Here is a 15,365-nt window from a genome sequence, read left to right as displayed (position 1 = left end):
TGAGTGCATGAAAATTAAAGAGAAAGCAATTGGGGCACTCGCTGCCCTCTCTTTCTGCTGCCCCGCATTTGCCGCAGAAGAAGCCCGACCCGCTGAACACGACGATACCAAAACACCGGAACTCACCACCTCTTCATTTCGCTTTTATGGTGAACTGGGTATCGGCGGATATATGGATCTGGAGGGTAAGAATAAACATAAATACAGTGACGGCACCTATATTGAGGGCGGTCTGGAGATGAAGCACGGGAACTGGTTCGGCCTGATTTATGGCGAAGGCTGGACCGTTCAGGCCGATAGTCAAGGTAACGCCTGGGTACCTGACCACAGTTGGGGTGGTTTCGAAGGGGGGCTTAACCGTGTTTACGGCGGCTACAAAACCGCTAACGGCACCGAAATTATGCTGAGCCTGCGCCAGGACTCTTCTCTGGATGACCTGCAGTGGTGGGGAGATTTCACCCCGGATCTGGGTTACGTGATACCCAACACCCGCGACATAATGTATGCCCTCAAGGTGCAGAATCTCTCCGGCGATCTGCGCTATAGCATCACCGCAACGCCTGCCGGGCATCATGATGAGAGCAAGGCCTGGCTGCATTTCGGCAAATACGATCGCTACGACGACAAGTATACCTATCCGGCGATGGTGAACGGCTATCTCCAGTATGACATCGCGAAAGATGTCACCTGGATGAACGGTCTGGAAATCACCGACGGTACCGGACAACTCTTTTTAACCGGGATGTTGTCGCCGAACCTGGCCGCACGCGCCTGGCACCACACGGGACGCGCCAGGGGTAAAGATGTACCAGGGACAGAAACGGGCTATATGGTCAGCGCCATGGTGGAAGCGCTAAAAGGCGTCTACCTTTCTACCGCCTACAACTATGCCAAACACCGTCCGGACAATGGCGGGGACGAAACGACGTCCTTTATGCAGTTCGGTATCTGGTACGAGTACGGCGGAGGACGCTTTGCCACCGCAGCCGATAGCCGCTTCTATATGAAAAATGCCTCAGGCGACCCAAGCGATCAGGTCTTCCTGATGCAATACTTCTACTGGTAAAAGGATCTTCCCCATGAAATTCTGTCTTACGCCGCTGGCCTGCGCGCTGGTATTGAGTTTTTCAGCCCACGCCACCACGGCAAATGACTTTAAAAACGTGATTAACCGCACCGGTGCGCCGCAGTATATGCACGATTTCGACGCTGACGACCACCAGCGTTTTAACCCCTTTTTCGATTTGGGTGCCTGGCATGGGCATCTGCTGCCTGACGGACCGCAAACCCAGGGAGGATTTCCAGGCGTAGCGCTGCTCACCGAAGAGTACATCAACTTTATGGCGACGAATTTTGATCGCCTGAGCGTGTACCAGAACGGTAAAAAAGTGGATTTCACCCTTGAGGCTTTCAGTCTTCCCGGCGCGTTGGTGCAAAAACTGAGCGCGAAAGATGTGCAAATCGAAATGACACTACGTTTCGCAACCGCGCGCACCTCACTACTGGAGACGCGGATTACCAGCAAAACACCACTGGATCTTGTATGGGATGGCGAACTGCTGGAAAAACTTGAGGCCAAAGAGGGCAAGCCGCTGTCGGATAAGACCATAGATGGCGCGTATCCAGATTATCAGCGCAAAATGGTTCCCACCCGTGACGGCCTGAAGGTGACGTTTGGTAAAGTGCGATCCACATGGGATCTCCTCACCTCCGGCAGTTCCGAATATCAGGTGCATAAATCAATCCCGGTCGATACCAGCGTCGACGGTCATCGCTTTATCAGTCGGGCACACATTTCCGGCAGCACCACGCTGTACACCACCTACTCCCATCTGTTGAATGCTGACGACATTGCGCACGAGCAGCCGAAAATTCGCGACATTCTGGCGCGGCCCACCTGGTTCATGAGCGCCTCGCAAACACGTTGGGAGGGATATTTACAAAAGGGGCTCACCAACCCGAATGCGACACCAGAGCAAACTCGTGTCGCGGTGAAGGCCATCGAGACGCTGAACGGTAACTGGCGTTCACCGGGTGGTGCGGTACGTTTTAACACGGTGACACCCTCCGTGACCGGACGCTGGTTCTCCGGCAACCAGACCTGGCCGTGGGACACCTGGAAACAGGCCTTTGCCATGTCGCATTTCAACCCGGATATCGCCAAAGAGAATATTCGCGCGGTGTTCTCCTGGCAGATTAAACCCGACGATCCGGTGCGCCCTCAGGATGCCGGATTTGTGCCGGATCTTATCGCCTGGAACCTGAGCCCGGAACGCGGCGGTGACGGAGGCAACTGGAACGAACGAAACACCAAACCGAGCCTGGCGGCATGGTCGGTGATGGAGGTATACAACACCACACATGACAAGGTCTGGCTGGCAGAGATGTACCCTAAACTGGTGGCCTACCATGACTGGTGGCTGCGTAACCGTGACCATAATGGTAACGGTGTGCCGGAGTACGGTGCGACGCGTGACAAAGCCCATAACACCGCCAGCGGTGACATGCTGTTTACGGTGAAAAAAGGCGATAAGGAGGAGCCGCTTTCCGGACTGAATAACTACGCCCGGGTAATCGAAAAAGGACATTACGACAGTCTGGAGATCCCGGCGCAGGTTGCCGCCTCATGGGAGTCCGGACGTGATGACGCCGCCGTGTTCGGATTTATAGATAAAACGCAGCTGGATAACTATGTCGCAAAAGGCGGAAAACGCAGCGACTGGATAGTAAAGTTTGCCGAAAACCGAAGTAAAGAAGGCGATCTGCTGGGTTACTCGTTACTCCAGGAGTCCGTCGACCAGGCGAGTTATATGTACAGCGATAATCACTATCTGGCACAAATGGCGAGCCTGCTGGGTAAAGAGCAGGATGCCAGCCACTACCGCCAGCTGGCGGATAAACTCGCGACCTATATCAATACCTGTATGTTCGATGCGAACAGCGGTTTTTACTATGACATTCGCATTGAGGATAAACCGCTTGAGAATGGCTGTGCGGGCAAACCTATCACCGAGCGCGGTAAAGGGCCGGAAGGCTGGTCTCCTCTGTTTAACGGTGCAGCAACCCAGGAACATGCTGATGCCGTGGTGAAGGTGATGCTGGATCCGAAAGAGTTCAACACGTATGTGCCGCTTGGGACTGCCGCACTAACCAACCCGGCATTTGGTCCGGATATCTACTGGCGTGGTCGCGTCTGGGTCGACCAGTTCTGGTTTGGACTCAAAGGGATGGAACGCTACGGCTATCGGGAACAGGCACGAACGCTGGCAGATAACTTCTTTAAACACGCGAAGGGGTTAACGTCTGATGGTCCAATTCAGGAAAACTACAACCCGCTGACCGGAGCCCAGCAAGGCGCCCCCAACTTCTCGTGGAGCGCGGCACATCTGTATATGTTGTATAACGACTTTTTCCGGAGAAACTAACGGGTGATCCACAACGTGGGCCAGGCGTCTGGTCTATTCCAGTTATCACAACTGGGCTCCTCGGCATAACGTACCAGGCGAAAACGCTGGCCGTCAAAACGCCAGCGTGTCTGGACACCACAATCACCCAAACCACGTCCCAGCGCGAGCGTTGTCAGCTCGCGCGTCTTCTCATCGAAGCTGGCATTCATCAATTCCATTTCGCTGTCGTCACTTGATGGCGTAAAGGGCAGACGGAGCCTGACGCTGCGGGCGGTGAACGGTTTTTTACGTGAGACCAGCCACGCCAGATCGACAGTGTTATAAGCTCCCGCCTCGCAGCTGACGATCAGCAGCGCTTTGTCATCGGTTAACGCGGTGACGCGCACTTCCCGGCGGTTAGGATCCAGCGAGCACTGGTTGCTGTTCATCCGTCCGGTACCATAGTCCAGCAGATCGTTCAGTTCAGCGTGGGAGAGCGGTGTCGGTGTCGGGTTGACGACCGTCACCTTTTTTAAAGCGGGAGCGGGTGGAACGCTTAACGGCGGATCATCACCTTTCTTGATCCACGCGGTTTCGCTCCCGACGCGCTTTTGCTGTGCATCAATGAACAGCAACGCGGCCTTAAGCCCGGTCAGTGAAATCACCTGCTTACCGCCGCGCAGGGTCAGGGACTTCCCTTCCTGAATGTTTTTCAGAAAAGCAGTAATGGTTGCGGCATCATCCGTTTTCAGATGCCAGGACGTGAGCTGCCAGTGCTGTTTGTCCAGCTTAAGGGGAACGTTATCCAGCAGCAGACGGGGAGCAATATCCGGCTCTTTAACCGACGGGGCGTCAAGACCGCCGAGATCGATACGCAGCGTTGCATCCGTTTTCGCCCCGGCGCTTCGGGTGAGCGTCATAACCAGACCACGGTGTTCACCCGTGTTGCGTGCCAGACAGAAATTCTGGTTATTGCAGGTCACCTGCCAGTCAGAAAATGCCTGCTGAGCAGGCGCTGCCCGCACCTGCGGCGCGAGAAGCACACAAAACAGGGAGAATAAAAAAACACTGTAGCGCATGAATGACACAATCCCGGAACGAAAACGCTTAACTGGGCAGTATCTTCGTGTTACCACCGGGGTTGCTCAATCGGATTTATCAGATATAGCCGAAAAATCATCTACATCCGTTCGAAAGCAGTGTCCATCAGCCCGGTTGTTTGTAAATACTGCAGTAATATCACAGCCTTGCCATCCCTGATTTCGCCTGAACGCATCATGTCCAGCGCACGGGAAAAGGGGAGCTCCAGCACTTCGATATCTTCATCTTCGACACCACCGCCCCGGTGAGTCCGCTGCGCATCGCTGTATTCCGCAATGAAGAAATGCACAATTTCCGTTACGCCGCCTGGGGACATAAACAGCTCGAAGACCTTTTTGACCTCTCCCACTTCAAAGCCGGTCTCTTCAACGGCCTCTTTGCGGATACACACTTCCGGCTCGTCATCATCAAGCAGGCCAGCACAGGTCTCAATCAAACGACCATCAGGGTTGCCATTAACCCAAGTGGCTACCCGGAACTGACGGATCAGCACCACGCTCTGCTTTTCACGGTTATAGAGCAAAATGGTTGCCCCGTTGCCGCGGTCATAGACCTCGCGTTTGTGGCGGATCACTTCACCGTTGTTACGTGTAAGATCATAGGTGATGTTACGCAGGACAAAGTAGTTTTCAGAGAGAATTTTGTCTTTGATAACGTCAATTTTCAGGGTCATACGGGCTCCACGGCACAATGAGTCGTCCTATACTACGCCGTGGCTCCCGCTTTGTCGCCCGCCGGTTAATGATGTTTCGACGCGCCAACCCCAAGCCAGTCGAGTATTCCTTGTGCCGCATGACGCCCTTCCGCCATCGCGGTTACCACCAGATCCGCCCCACGCACCGCATCGCCACCCGCGAAGATTTTCGGGTTGGTCGTCTGGTAACGATAGCGGCTCTCTACCGAGGCCACTATTCGCCCCCAGTCATCCGTTTCGACACCCTGCGCCTGCAGCCACGGCATCGCGTGTGGGTTAAAACCAAACGCCATGATCGCTGCATCAGCAGGCATCACAAACTCACTGCCCGCCACCGGAACAGGCCGACGCCGCCCCTGCGCGTCCGGTTCGCCGAGTTCGGTACGCAGCATCCGGATGCCATTGACCTTACCGTCTGGATCAAGCGTCAACTCAACTGGCTGGACGTTAAATTCAAATGCGGCGCCCTCTTCTTTGGCATTCTTCACCTCTTTCTTCGAGCCGGGCATATTGACCTCATCCCGACGATAGGCGCAGGTGACTTTCGCCGCACCGTGGCGTAACGCAGTGCGGACGCAGTCCATCGCCGTGTCTCCCCCACCAAGCACCACGACGTTTAACCCGTGAGTATCAATAAACGGTTCACTGTCCGTCGCCTCCAGCCCCATAACATGGCGCGTGTTGCCCACAAGGAAAGGCAACGCGTCATAGACACCTGGCGCGTCTTCATGCGGGATCCCCGCTTTCATGGAGCGATAGGTTCCCACGCCAATAAACAGCGCATCAAAGTCGTCCTGCAACTGAGACATCGACACATCCTGACCCACCTCGCAGTTCAGCTCGAAGCGGATCCCCATCGCGGTAAATATCTCTCTGCGTCGCACGAGCAGTGATTTGTCGAGTTTGAATGCCGGGATACCAAAGGTCAGCAAACCACCAATTTCCGGATGCCTGTCATAAACCGTCACGCTGACACCATTACGCACCAGCACATCAGCACAGGCCAGCCCGGCAGGCCCTGCCCCGATAATCGCAACCCGCTTGTCCACCGGAACAATACCGCTCATATCCGGTCTCCAGCCCATCGCCAGCGCCTGGTCAGAAATATAGCGCTCAATGTTTCCAATGGTGACTGATCCCGCGTCATCGCGCAGCGTGCAGGCTCCTTCACATAATCGGTCCTGCGGACAGACGCGCCCCGTAATTTCGGGTAAACAGTTGGTCTGATGAGAAAGCTCAACGGCACCCGCAATATCCCCCGCATTGACGCGCTCAATCCACTGCGGGATATGGTTGTGCAGCGGACAGGTCCACTCGCAGATGCTGTGCTCTCCGCACTTCAGGCATCGAGATGCCTCACGACTGGCCTGTGCAGCCCGGAATGGCAGGTAAATTTCGTTAAAATGGTTAACGCGTTCTGCGGCAGTAAGCTTGTCAGGTTCACCGCGTGGCGGGGTCGTTTGCATCCGCTGCAGTTTGGTTTGCGAAATAACCTCTCTGACAGCCTCCGCATGCCAGGGCTGCGCCTCCAGACTGGCAGTGCGCTGTCGGCGCGATTTGGCCAGATTATCCAGCACGGCAGACGTCGCCAGCGAAAGGACATCTGCCGGGCAATTTTCAATACAGGCCGGGCCTTGTGGGCGCGTCAGGCAGAGATCGCATTTATTCGCCGATGCCTTCACGCTGCCGTTTTCAAGCGGGGTGACGATAATGTCCATCGTGCCAAACGGGCAAGCCACCACGCAGGCTTTACAACCGATGCATTTTTGTTGATTCACCTGTACGCTGTCATCGCATTTGCTGATGGCGCCGTTTGGGCAGCTTTGCGCGCAGGGTGCAGCTTCACAATGATGGCAGGTAACGGGGCTTCTCTTCTCGCCAGATTTAAGGACCGTGATACGAGGATGAAAATGGCGCTCGCTCAGGACATGCTGCTCACCATTGTGTGCCATCACGCAGGCCACTTCGCAGGCCCGACACCCAATGCATTGCTGGCTGTTAGCCATAATAAAACGATTCATAACCACACCTGTTTTTGGTTCAATAACCTTATTCTTTGTATGAATATGGTATTTACGCATTACGGCGCGATCGGGCAATGTTCAAATGCCCAGGACGCCAAACTATTTCCAGTGAACCTGTGGCAGATCAATTTTATTCAGAGGGCCGTTCTGTGACCGTTAAACGACCTGTTTCCGAAAGCCTGGCCTGGGCTTTCTTTTCGATCATTGCGTTATCCGTTCTGACCAGCAGCGTCGCACTGCTGACGCTGGCCAGTAGCCAGCGAGATGCCGAAGCCATCAACATCGCAGGTTCACTGCGCATGCAGAGCTACCGGCTGGGCTATGAGATGCAGGGCAGCAGCCCGTCTCTGGCGGCGCATCGCGAAAACTGGCAGAAGACATTAAGCGCCCCGGCATTAGAAAAGTTGAACCGTTGGTATGTACCGGACAACGTCAAACAGCGCTATCAGCAACTGCATGTCGCCTGGCTGGAGATGGATAAGCGCATCGCGCGCGGCGACATCGCGTGGTATCAAAGCCACATTGAAGATTTTGTCGGCCGTATTGATGCCTTTGTGCTTGCCCTCCAGCACTACACCGAACATAAAATCCAGACGGTGACCCTGCTCTCTCTGGCTGGCGCGCTTGGGATCCTGCTACTGACGCTGTTTACTCTGCGACGCATCCGTCGTCAGGTGGTGCTACCGCTTAACAATCTTGTCGCGGCAAGCGAACGGATTGAGCGAGGGGAATTTGAGACCCCTGCCCCGGATACCGCACTGCCAAATGAACTGGGCCAACTCTCCCGCGCCTTCAACCATATGTCAGCCGAGTTACATACTCTCTATCGTTCGCTTGAAGCCTCGGTGGCGGAAAAGACGCGACATTTGCATGAAGCCCATCAGCAGCTCGAAATGCTGTTCAAATGCTCTCAGGCGTTGAACACCGGGCAGATTGACAGCCTGTGTTTCCGGCATATCCTGCAGATCGTCCATGACTATACGCAGATGAATTATCTGGAATTACGCACCAGCGATGACTGGCGGTTGTGTGAAGGAACAGAAACAAGCGGTATTCCACTGCAAAACCTGCCGGTGCTGATGCAGGATACGCTGTATGGTGAGTTGCGCTGGCAAAGTGAGACGGACAGCGTTCCTCTCCCGCTGATGAGAAGTGTGGCGACGATGCTCGGACGCGGGCTGTACTTTAACGAGGCGCAAAAACATTACCAGCAGCTGCTGCTGATGGAAGAGCGCGCAACCATCGCCCGCGAACTCCATGATTCGCTGGCACAGGTGCTGTCGTATCTGCGGATCCAGCTTACGCTGCTTAAACATGCGGTGCCGCAGGACAATGCCCCGGCACAGACCATCATCACCGACTTCTCCCGCGAGCTTAACAATGCCTGGCATCAACTGCGCGAACTGCTCACCACCTTCCGCCTGACGCTCAACCACGCGAATTTACCTGCGGCACTCCAGGAGTCTCTCGACGTTCTTCAGAGCCAGACACAGGCGAAGCTGCATCTTGACTGTCGCCTCTCCTCGCTGGCGCTGGACGCGCAAAAGCAGGTGCATCTGTTGCAGATCGTGCGCGAGGCCGTGTTGAACGCCATTAAGCACGCGCAGGCCAGCGAGATCACCGTAAGCTGCGTGACCTCCGTGGATGGCACGCACAGTGTCAGCATTCGTGACAACGGCATCGGGATTGGCGAAGCCAGCGAACCAGCGGGACACTACGGGTTGAATATTATGCGTGAACGCGCGCAACGGCTCGGAGGAATGCTGCACTTTTCGCAACCGCAAAACGGCGGCACGCTGGTCAGCGTGACGTTCCCGGTCCCCACGCCGTTAACAGGTAAATAACGGTAAAGGGGGAAGCACAGGAAAAAGCGCATGATAATTTACATTATCTCCTTTATTTCTCCACGTTTGGTCTTCGTCTTGCCGCTAAAGTGATGCAGGCAATAAACAATAATGACGTGCAGCAAAACGAGGTCACTTTTTCATGGCGAATTTTTTCATCGATCGCCCCATTTTTGCCTGGGTACTGGCCATTCTGTTATGTCTGACAGGTGTCCTGGCGATTACGTCTCTTCCTGTCGAGCAATATCCCGATCTGGCACCACCTAACGTACGCGTCACCGCCAACTATCCAGGAGCATCCGCACAGACGCTGGAAAATACCGTGACACAGGTTATAGAACAGAACATGACGGGTCTGGATAACCTGATGTACATGTCCTCGCAAAGCAGCGCGACAGGTCAGGCGACGGTCACGCTGAGCTTTACCGCCGGCACTGATCCCGATGAAGCCGTACAGCAGGTGCAAAATCAGCTGCAGTCGGCCATGCGTAAACTGCCTCAGGCAGTGCAAAACCAGGGTGTGACCGTGCGTAAAACCGGTGATACCAACATTTTGACTATCGCGTTTGTCTCCACTGATGGCTCCATGGATAAGCAGGATATTGCGGACTATGTTGCCAGTAATATTCAGGACCCCATCAGCCGAATTAACGGCGTAGGCGATATCGACGCTTACGGTTCACAATACTCAATGCGCATCTGGCTCGATCCCAACAAGCTCAACAGCTACCAGATGACCGCAACCGATGTAACGGATGCTATCAAAGCCCAAAACGCCCAGATTGCCGTGGGGCAGTTAGGAGGCACGCCTTCCGTAGATAAACAAGCCCTGAATGCCACCATTAATTCGCAGTCACTGCTTCAGACCCCGGAGCAGTTCCGCGACATTACCCTGCGTGTGAATCAGGATGGCTCGGAAGTGCGTCTTGGCGATGTCGCCACGGTGGAAATGGGTGCAGAAAAGTACGACTACCTGAGCCGCTTTAACGGCAATCAGGCCTCTGGCCTTGGGATTAAACTGGCCTCCGGAGCCAATGAAATGGCCACAGCTAAACTGGTTTTAGATCGGCTGGATGAGCTTTCACAGTATTTCCCGCACGGGCTGGAATATAAAGTCGCCTATGAAACCACCTCCTTCGTCAAAGCCTCAATTGAAGATGTGGTGAAGACCCTGCTGGAAGCGATCGCGCTGGTGTTCCTGGTCATGTACCTGTTCCTGCAAAACTTCCGCGCAACGCTGATCCCAACCATCGCCGTCCCTGTCGTCCTGCTGGGGACCTTTGCGGTGCTTTACGCGTTTGGCTACAGCATTAACACCCTGACGATGTTTGCAATGGTGCTGGCGATTGGCCTTCTGGTGGATGATGCCATTGTGGTGGTCGAAAACGTCGAGCGAATTATGAGCGAGGAAGGACTCTCCCCGCGTCAGGCCACGCGCAAATCCATGGGACAAATTCAGGGGGCGTTAGTCGGTATTGCGATGGTGCTGTCGGCGGTCTTTATCCCGATGGCCTTCTTTGGCGGCACAACCGGGGCGATCTACCGCCAGTTCTCGATAACCATCGTCTCGGCAATGGTGCTCTCCGTGCTGGTCGCATTGATCCTCACCCCCGCGCTCTGCGCCACAATCCTGAAGCCGCTGCACAAAGGGGAGCATCACGGCCAAAAAGGGTTCTTCGGCTGGTTTAACCGGATGTTCAACCGCAATGCCGCGCGATATGAATCTGCCGTCGGGCGAGTGCTTCACCGCAGCCTGCGCTGGATGATGATTTATGTGGTGTTGCTGGGCGGCATGGTCTGGCTGTTCCTCCATCTGCCGACCTCATTCCTGCCGATGGAAGACCGGGGTATGTTCACCACCTCGGTGCAGCTCCCGAGTGGCGCAACACAGCAGCAGACGCTAAAAGTGGTTCAGAAAGTGGAGCAGTATTTCTTCACGAAAGAGAAGGATAACGTTGTATCGGTCTTCTCCACCGTCGGTTCCGGCCCTGGCGGAAACGGGCAGAACGTCGCCCGTATGTTTGTCCGCCTGAAAGACTGGGACGAGCGTGACACGAAAACGGGAACCTCCTTTGCCATTATTGAGCGCGCGACGAAAGCCTTTGCACATATCAAAGAAGCACGCGTCTTTGCCAGCAGTCCACCTGCGATTAGCGGTCTGGGCAGCTCCGCCGGGTTTGATATGGAGTTGCAGGATCACGCCGGAGCGGGTCACACAGCGCTGATGGCGGCACGCGATAAGCTCTTAGCGCTGGCAGGCAACGATCCCGGCCTGACCCGCGTTCGCCATAACGGCCTCGACGACAGCCCGCAGCTCCAGGTGGATATCGACCAGCGTAAGGCGCAGGCGCTGGGCGTCTCAATCAACGACATCAACGACACCCTGCAAACGGCGTGGGGTTCAAGCTATGTGAATGACTTTATGGATCGCGGCCGCGTGAAAAAAGTGTATGTACAATCCGCCGCGCCGTTCCGCATGTTGCCGAATGACATTAACCGCTGGTTTGTCCGTAATAACACCGGCGGTATGGTGCCGTTCTCCGCTTTTGCCTCCTCACACTGGGAGAGCGGTTCACCACGTCTGGAGCGCTATAACGGCTATTCTGCAGTTGAAATCGTTGGGGAAGCTGCACCGGGCGTCAGCACAGGTACCGCCATGGATACCATGGAAAAACTGGTGCAACAGCTACCTGCAGGTTTTGGTCTGGAGTGGACAGCCATGTCATACCAGGAGCGACTCTCCGGGGCGCAGGCTCCCGCGCTTTATGCGCTTTCATTGCTGGTTGTTTTCCTCTGCCTTGCCGCACTGTATGAAAGCTGGTCGGTCCCGTTCTCGGTCATGCTGGTGGTTCCCCTTGGGGTCATCGGCGCGCTGCTGGCAACCTGGATGCGCGGCCTGGAGAACGATGTTTACTTCCAGGTGGGGTTACTCACCGTTATCGGTTTGTCAGCGAAAAACGCCATTCTGATTGTTGAGTTCGCTAACGAGATGAATGCTAAAGGCCACGAACTGATGGCTGCCACGCTGCACGCCTGTCGCCAGCGCTTACGCCCGATCCTGATGACGTCGCTGGCGTTTGTTTTCGGTGTACTTCCGATGGCAACCAGCACAGGCGCAGGCTCCAGCAGTCAGCATGCGGTAGGCACAGGCGTCATGGGGGGCATGATTTCGGCGACCATCCTGGCCATTTATTTTGTTCCCTTGTTCTTTGTGCTGGTACGTCGTCGTTTCCCGCTGAAAGAACGTCCCGAGTAACGTATTGACATAAAAAAGGCGGCTTTTGTTAGCCGCCTTTTTATTGTGTGATTCATTCACACTATGATTATTTTACTTATTTAAGTGCTCTTGCAATTCTTACTGAATGTCATTTACGAAGCATGCCTTCGATAAAATCTTTCCAGTTCCCCAGTTCACGTTCAATCATAACAACCTCTCTTATTATTATGCGCATTCTACGAAAACGTATCATCATTGTGAAGACAATTTAACCAATTGCTGTGATTATACCCCGCCACTGTCAGAGAATTATGATAAATATGAACGGAGAACCTTAAATTTTTTGTGACGGCAAGCAATATTTAGAAATAACCATACAAGCAGGTGAGTTCTATTTTACTTACTGAGTTTATTGGCAATTTAAACCTTATGGGCATCTATGCTTAAATGATGAAAGAATATTCAGCGTACAAGTGTGAGTTGAATTAAGATGATGAGTAAATTAAGACAATTCTTGAATGTGTTATATTCTGCTTAAGGATATATCTTCGAATTTATTGAACATTTTATCACCACAGGAACAAAAGGATTCACCATGGTTGTGATGTACGGCATTAAAAACTGTGACACCATCAAAAAAGCCCGCCGCTGGCTGGACGCGAACAACGTGGAGTATCGCTTCCATGATTACCGCGCCGATGGGCTTGATGCAGAATTTCTGCATAACGCCATCAAAGAACTGGGCTGGGAAGCCCTGCTGAATACACGCGGCACCACCTGGCGTAAACTGGATGAATCTCTCCGCGCTGGCATCGTTGATGGCGACAGCGCAGCAAAACTGATGCTCGAGATGCCAGCAATTATCAAACGCCCATTGCTCTGCGCGCCCGGGCAGCCTATGCTGCTGGGTTTCAGTGAAACCCTTTATTCCGACTTTTTTCGTTGAGGTGTAGTTTATGTCATGCCCGGTCATTGAGCTGACTCAGCAGCTTATTCGCCGTCCTTCCCTTAGCCCGGACGACGCAGGTTGTCAGGCATTAATGATTGAGCGCCTGCGTGCCATCGGTTTTACCGTCGAACACATGGATTTTGGCGATACCCAGAACTTCTGGGCGTGGCGTGGTCAGGGCGAAACGCTGGCCTTTGCCGGGCATACTGATGTCGTTCCCGCAGGTGACGCGGATCGCTGGATTAACCCGCCGTTTGAACCGACCATTCGCGATGGCATGCTATTTGGTCGCGGTGCGGCAGACATGAAAGGCTCCCTGGCGGCAATGGTCGTGGCAGCAGAGCGTTTTGTTGCCCAGCATCCAAACCATAAAAACCGTCTCGCATTTTTAATCACCTCAGATGAAGAAGCCAGTGCCCATAACGGTACCGTGAAGGTTGTTGAAGCATTGATGGCGCGAAACGAGCGTCTCGACTACTGTCTGGTCGGAGAGCCGTCCAGTACCGAAGTGGTGGGGGATGTCGTCAAAAATGGTCGCCGTGGCTCGCTGACCTGTAACCTGACCATTCACGGGGTTCAGGGTCATGTTGCATATCCGCATCTGGCCGATAACCCGGTCCATCGCGCTGCGCCAATGCTGAACGAACTGGTGGCGATCGAGTGGGACAAAGGCAACGAGTTCTTCCCGCCGACCAGTATGCAGATTGCGAACCTCAAAGCAGGAACCGGCAGCAACAACGTAATCCCGGGTGATTTCTTCGTCCAGTTTAACTTCCGCTTCAGCACTGAACTGACCGATGAGATGATCAAAGCGCGTGTCATCGCTCTGCTTGAGAAATATAACCTGCGCTACACCGTGGACTGGTGGCTTTCCGGTCAGCCGTTCCTGACGCAGCGTGGCAAACTGGTGGATGCGGTAGTGAACGCCATCGAGCACTATAATGAAATTAAGCCACAACTGCTGACGACGGGTGGCACCTCTGACGGACGCTTTATCGCCCGTATGGGCGCCCAGGTTGTCGAACTGGGACCAGTGAACGCGACCATTCATAAAATCAATGAGTGTGTGAATGCCGCAGATTTGCAACTGCTGGCCCGTATGTATCAACGCATTATGGAGCAACTCGTCGCCTGACGAACGCTCTGAGAGGAATAGCGAATGGATTGGCTTTCAAAATACTGGTGGATTCTGGTGTTAGTTTTTCTGGTCGGTGTGTTGCTTAACGTGATTAAAGATCTTAAGCGCGTTGACCATAAAAAATTTCTCGCTAACAAGCCGGATCTGCCACCACACCGTGATTTTAACGACAAGTGGGACGATGACGACGACTGGCCGAAGAAGGACCAGAAGAAGTAATCGGTCTGTTTCCCCTCTCCCGAGGAGAGGGGATAACCTCACATAAACTCTACAATATCATTGTCATCCGGCTTACCGCCGCTGAGCGCTTCATCAAAATAGTGCTTCGGTACGGTATAGCGCAGATGGTCGAGCGCAAACTGTATACTGCGATCGTCAATGGCATGCCCCAGATCGTCAACGATATCCAGCGTCACATCCCCACCTTCGCGAATCAGCGCTTCCTGAGCGGCAACCGCATGCGAGAGCTCAATCACCCGGTCTTCACCACCGTGGATCAAGTGGATCGTCGTCTGCGTGGTGGCGCTCGTCGGTAACGTCGCAAAACGGCCATTAAACGCAATCACGCGTGACACCAGACCCGGTTGCGCTTTTACGCTTTCCAGCGACATGATTGATCCCTGCGAGAAGCCAATCAACGCGGTAGCATCAGCCCCCACGCCGCTCTGCTGCTGCCAGTAGCGTACGATATCAATAAACGCTGGCATGACGGCGTCAATGCGAGCCTGGCGATTCTCTTCCGTCACGCCCTGCACAGAGAACCACTGCCGACCGTTCGGGCCACATGGCTCTATGCCACCGATGCTGATAATCAAGGCATCCGGGAAAACAGGTGCAAACCAGCTGCCAATCTGGCCCATGTTGACGGCATTATCACCAACACCATGAAACAGCAGCAGTAACTGTTTAGCCGGTTTATCAGGGCTTTGAACAACAAAATGGTCGTGTTTCATGGTGATCTCCTTAATAGATGACCTGGATTCTACGCCTCCCGGCGGGAATGACCATGCCA

The 15,365-nt window shown here is 54.2% G+C and carries 12 protein-coding genes; 7 read left to right on the top strand and 5 right to left on the bottom strand.

Annotation, left to right across the window (positions count from 1 at the left end; translation table 11 throughout):
* Positions 1-7: 7 nt before the first annotated feature.
* Together ygjJ and ygjK are read left to right on the top strand one after the other, a co-directional pair.
* Positions 8-1,066 (top strand): protein YgjJ, encoded by a 1,059-nt coding sequence (gene ygjJ, locus WB237_RS00675; protein WP_336209428.1) that lies wholly within the window; start codon positions 8-10, stop codon positions 1,064-1,066.
* Positions 1,067-1,079: 13 nt separating this feature from the next.
* On the top strand, positions 1,080-3,425 hold the full coding sequence (ygjK, locus tag WB237_RS00670) for an alpha-glucosidase (protein WP_336209425.1): 2,346 nt from the start codon (positions 1,080-1,082) through the stop codon (positions 3,423-3,425).
* Here the strand turns inward: ygjK and WB237_RS00665 are convergent.
* The 3 genes from WB237_RS00665 to aegA all read right to left on the bottom strand — a co-directional run bounded on the left by WB237_RS00665 (position 3,422) and on the right by aegA (position 7,202).
* Positions 3,422-4,465 (bottom strand): DUF1176 domain-containing protein, encoded by a 1,044-nt coding sequence (locus tag WB237_RS00665; protein WP_114977557.1) that lies wholly within the window; start codon positions 4,463-4,465, stop codon positions 3,422-3,424. The two genes, ygjK and WB237_RS00665, sit on opposite strands and share 4 nt — an antisense overlap.
* Before the next feature lie 101 nt (positions 4,466-4,566).
* Positions 4,567-5,160 (bottom strand): GDP-mannose pyrophosphatase NudK, encoded by a 594-nt coding sequence (gene nudK / locus WB237_RS00660; protein ID WP_336209423.1) that lies wholly within the window; start codon positions 5,158-5,160, stop codon positions 4,567-4,569.
* A 65-nt stretch (positions 5,161-5,225) separates the two neighbouring features.
* Positions 5,226-7,202, bottom strand: a complete 1,977-nt coding sequence (gene aegA / locus WB237_RS00655) for a formate-dependent uric acid utilization protein AegA (protein ID WP_336209421.1) — start codon at positions 7,200-7,202, stop codon at positions 5,226-5,228.
* A gap of 152 nt (positions 7,203-7,354) precedes the next feature.
* On the opposite strand from aegA, the gene narQ reads away from it, so the two are divergent.
* Entirely contained in the window at positions 7,355-9,049 is a 1,695-nt protein-coding gene (gene narQ, locus WB237_RS00650; protein ID WP_336209419.1) for a nitrate/nitrite two-component system sensor histidine kinase NarQ, read from the top strand.
* Between the two features lie 142 nt (positions 9,050-9,191).
* On the top strand, positions 9,192-12,305 hold the full coding sequence (gene acrD, locus WB237_RS00645) for a multidrug efflux RND transporter permease AcrD (protein ID WP_336209418.1): 3,114 nt from the start codon (positions 9,192-9,194) through the stop codon (positions 12,303-12,305).
* 109 nt (positions 12,306-12,414) lie between these two features.
* Here the strand turns inward: acrD and ypfM are convergent, their stop codons facing one another.
* Positions 12,415-12,474 carry a protein YpfM gene (gene ypfM / locus WB237_RS00640; RefSeq protein WP_015572204.1) on the bottom strand — a complete coding sequence of 20 codons (60 nt, stop codon included), beginning with the start codon at positions 12,472-12,474 and terminating at the stop codon, positions 12,415-12,417.
* Positions 12,475-12,861: 387 nt separating this feature from the next.
* Between ypfM and WB237_RS00635 the strand changes: the two genes are divergently transcribed.
* Genes WB237_RS00635 through WB237_RS00625 form a run of 3 tightly spaced genes read left to right on the top strand, consistent with a single transcriptional unit; the run spans position 12,862 to position 14,572 of the window.
* Entirely contained in the window at positions 12,862-13,212 is a 351-nt protein-coding gene (locus WB237_RS00635) for an ArsC family reductase (protein ID WP_336209415.1), read from the top strand.
* A 10-nt stretch (positions 13,213-13,222) separates the two neighbouring features.
* Positions 13,223-14,350 carry a succinyl-diaminopimelate desuccinylase gene (dapE, locus tag WB237_RS00630; RefSeq protein WP_336209414.1) on the top strand — a complete coding sequence of 376 codons (1,128 nt, stop codon included), beginning with the start codon at positions 13,223-13,225 and terminating at the stop codon, positions 14,348-14,350.
* A 24-nt stretch (positions 14,351-14,374) separates the two neighbouring features.
* On the top strand, positions 14,375-14,572 hold the full coding sequence (locus WB237_RS00625) for a YpfN family protein (protein ID WP_014171111.1): 198 nt from the start codon (positions 14,375-14,377) through the stop codon (positions 14,570-14,572).
* Positions 14,573-14,610: 38 nt separating this feature from the next.
* Here the strand turns inward: WB237_RS00625 and ypfH are convergent, their stop codons facing one another.
* Positions 14,611-15,306 carry an esterase gene (gene ypfH, locus WB237_RS00620; RefSeq protein ID WP_237993720.1) on the bottom strand — a complete coding sequence of 232 codons (696 nt, stop codon included), beginning with the start codon at positions 15,304-15,306 and terminating at the stop codon, positions 14,611-14,613.
* Positions 15,307-15,365: the final 59 nt, after the last annotated feature.

The sequence above is a fragment of the Enterobacter sp. P82 genome (assembly GCF_037053385.1).
GTDB lineage: Bacteria > Pseudomonadota > Gammaproteobacteria > Enterobacterales > Enterobacteriaceae > Enterobacter.
Note: the sequence above shows the minus strand (reverse complement) of the source record. Positions and strands in the feature narration are given on the sequence as shown.

Bases quoted from the DNA above. Each gene is read 5' to 3' on its own strand.
- ygjJ (WP_336209428.1), top strand. From the start codon at position 8: ATGAAAATTAAAGAGAAAGCAATTGGGGCACTCGCTGCCCTCTCTTTC.
- ygjK (WP_336209425.1), top strand. From the start codon at position 1,080: ATGAAATTCTGTCTTACGCCGCTGGCCTGCGCGCTGGTATTGAGTTTT.
- WB237_RS00665 (WP_114977557.1), bottom strand. From the start codon at position 4,465: ATGCGCTACAGTGTTTTTTTATTCTCCCTGTTTTGTGTGCTTCTCGCG.
- nudK (WP_336209423.1), bottom strand. From the start codon at position 5,160: ATGACCCTGAAAATTGACGTTATCAAAGACAAAATTCTCTCTGAAAAC.
- aegA (WP_336209421.1), bottom strand. From the start codon at position 7,202: ATGAATCGTTTTATTATGGCTAACAGCCAGCAATGCATTGGGTGTCGG.
- acrD (WP_336209418.1), top strand. From the start codon at position 9,192: ATGGCGAATTTTTTCATCGATCGCCCCATTTTTGCCTGGGTACTGGCC.
- WB237_RS00635 (WP_336209415.1), top strand. From the start codon at position 12,862: ATGGTTGTGATGTACGGCATTAAAAACTGTGACACCATCAAAAAAGCC.
- dapE (WP_336209414.1), top strand. From the start codon at position 13,223: ATGTCATGCCCGGTCATTGAGCTGACTCAGCAGCTTATTCGCCGTCCT.
- WB237_RS00625 (WP_014171111.1), top strand. From the start codon at position 14,375: ATGGATTGGCTTTCAAAATACTGGTGGATTCTGGTGTTAGTTTTTCTG.
- ypfH (WP_237993720.1), bottom strand. From the start codon at position 15,306: ATGAAACACGACCATTTTGTTGTTCAAAGCCCTGATAAACCGGCTAAA.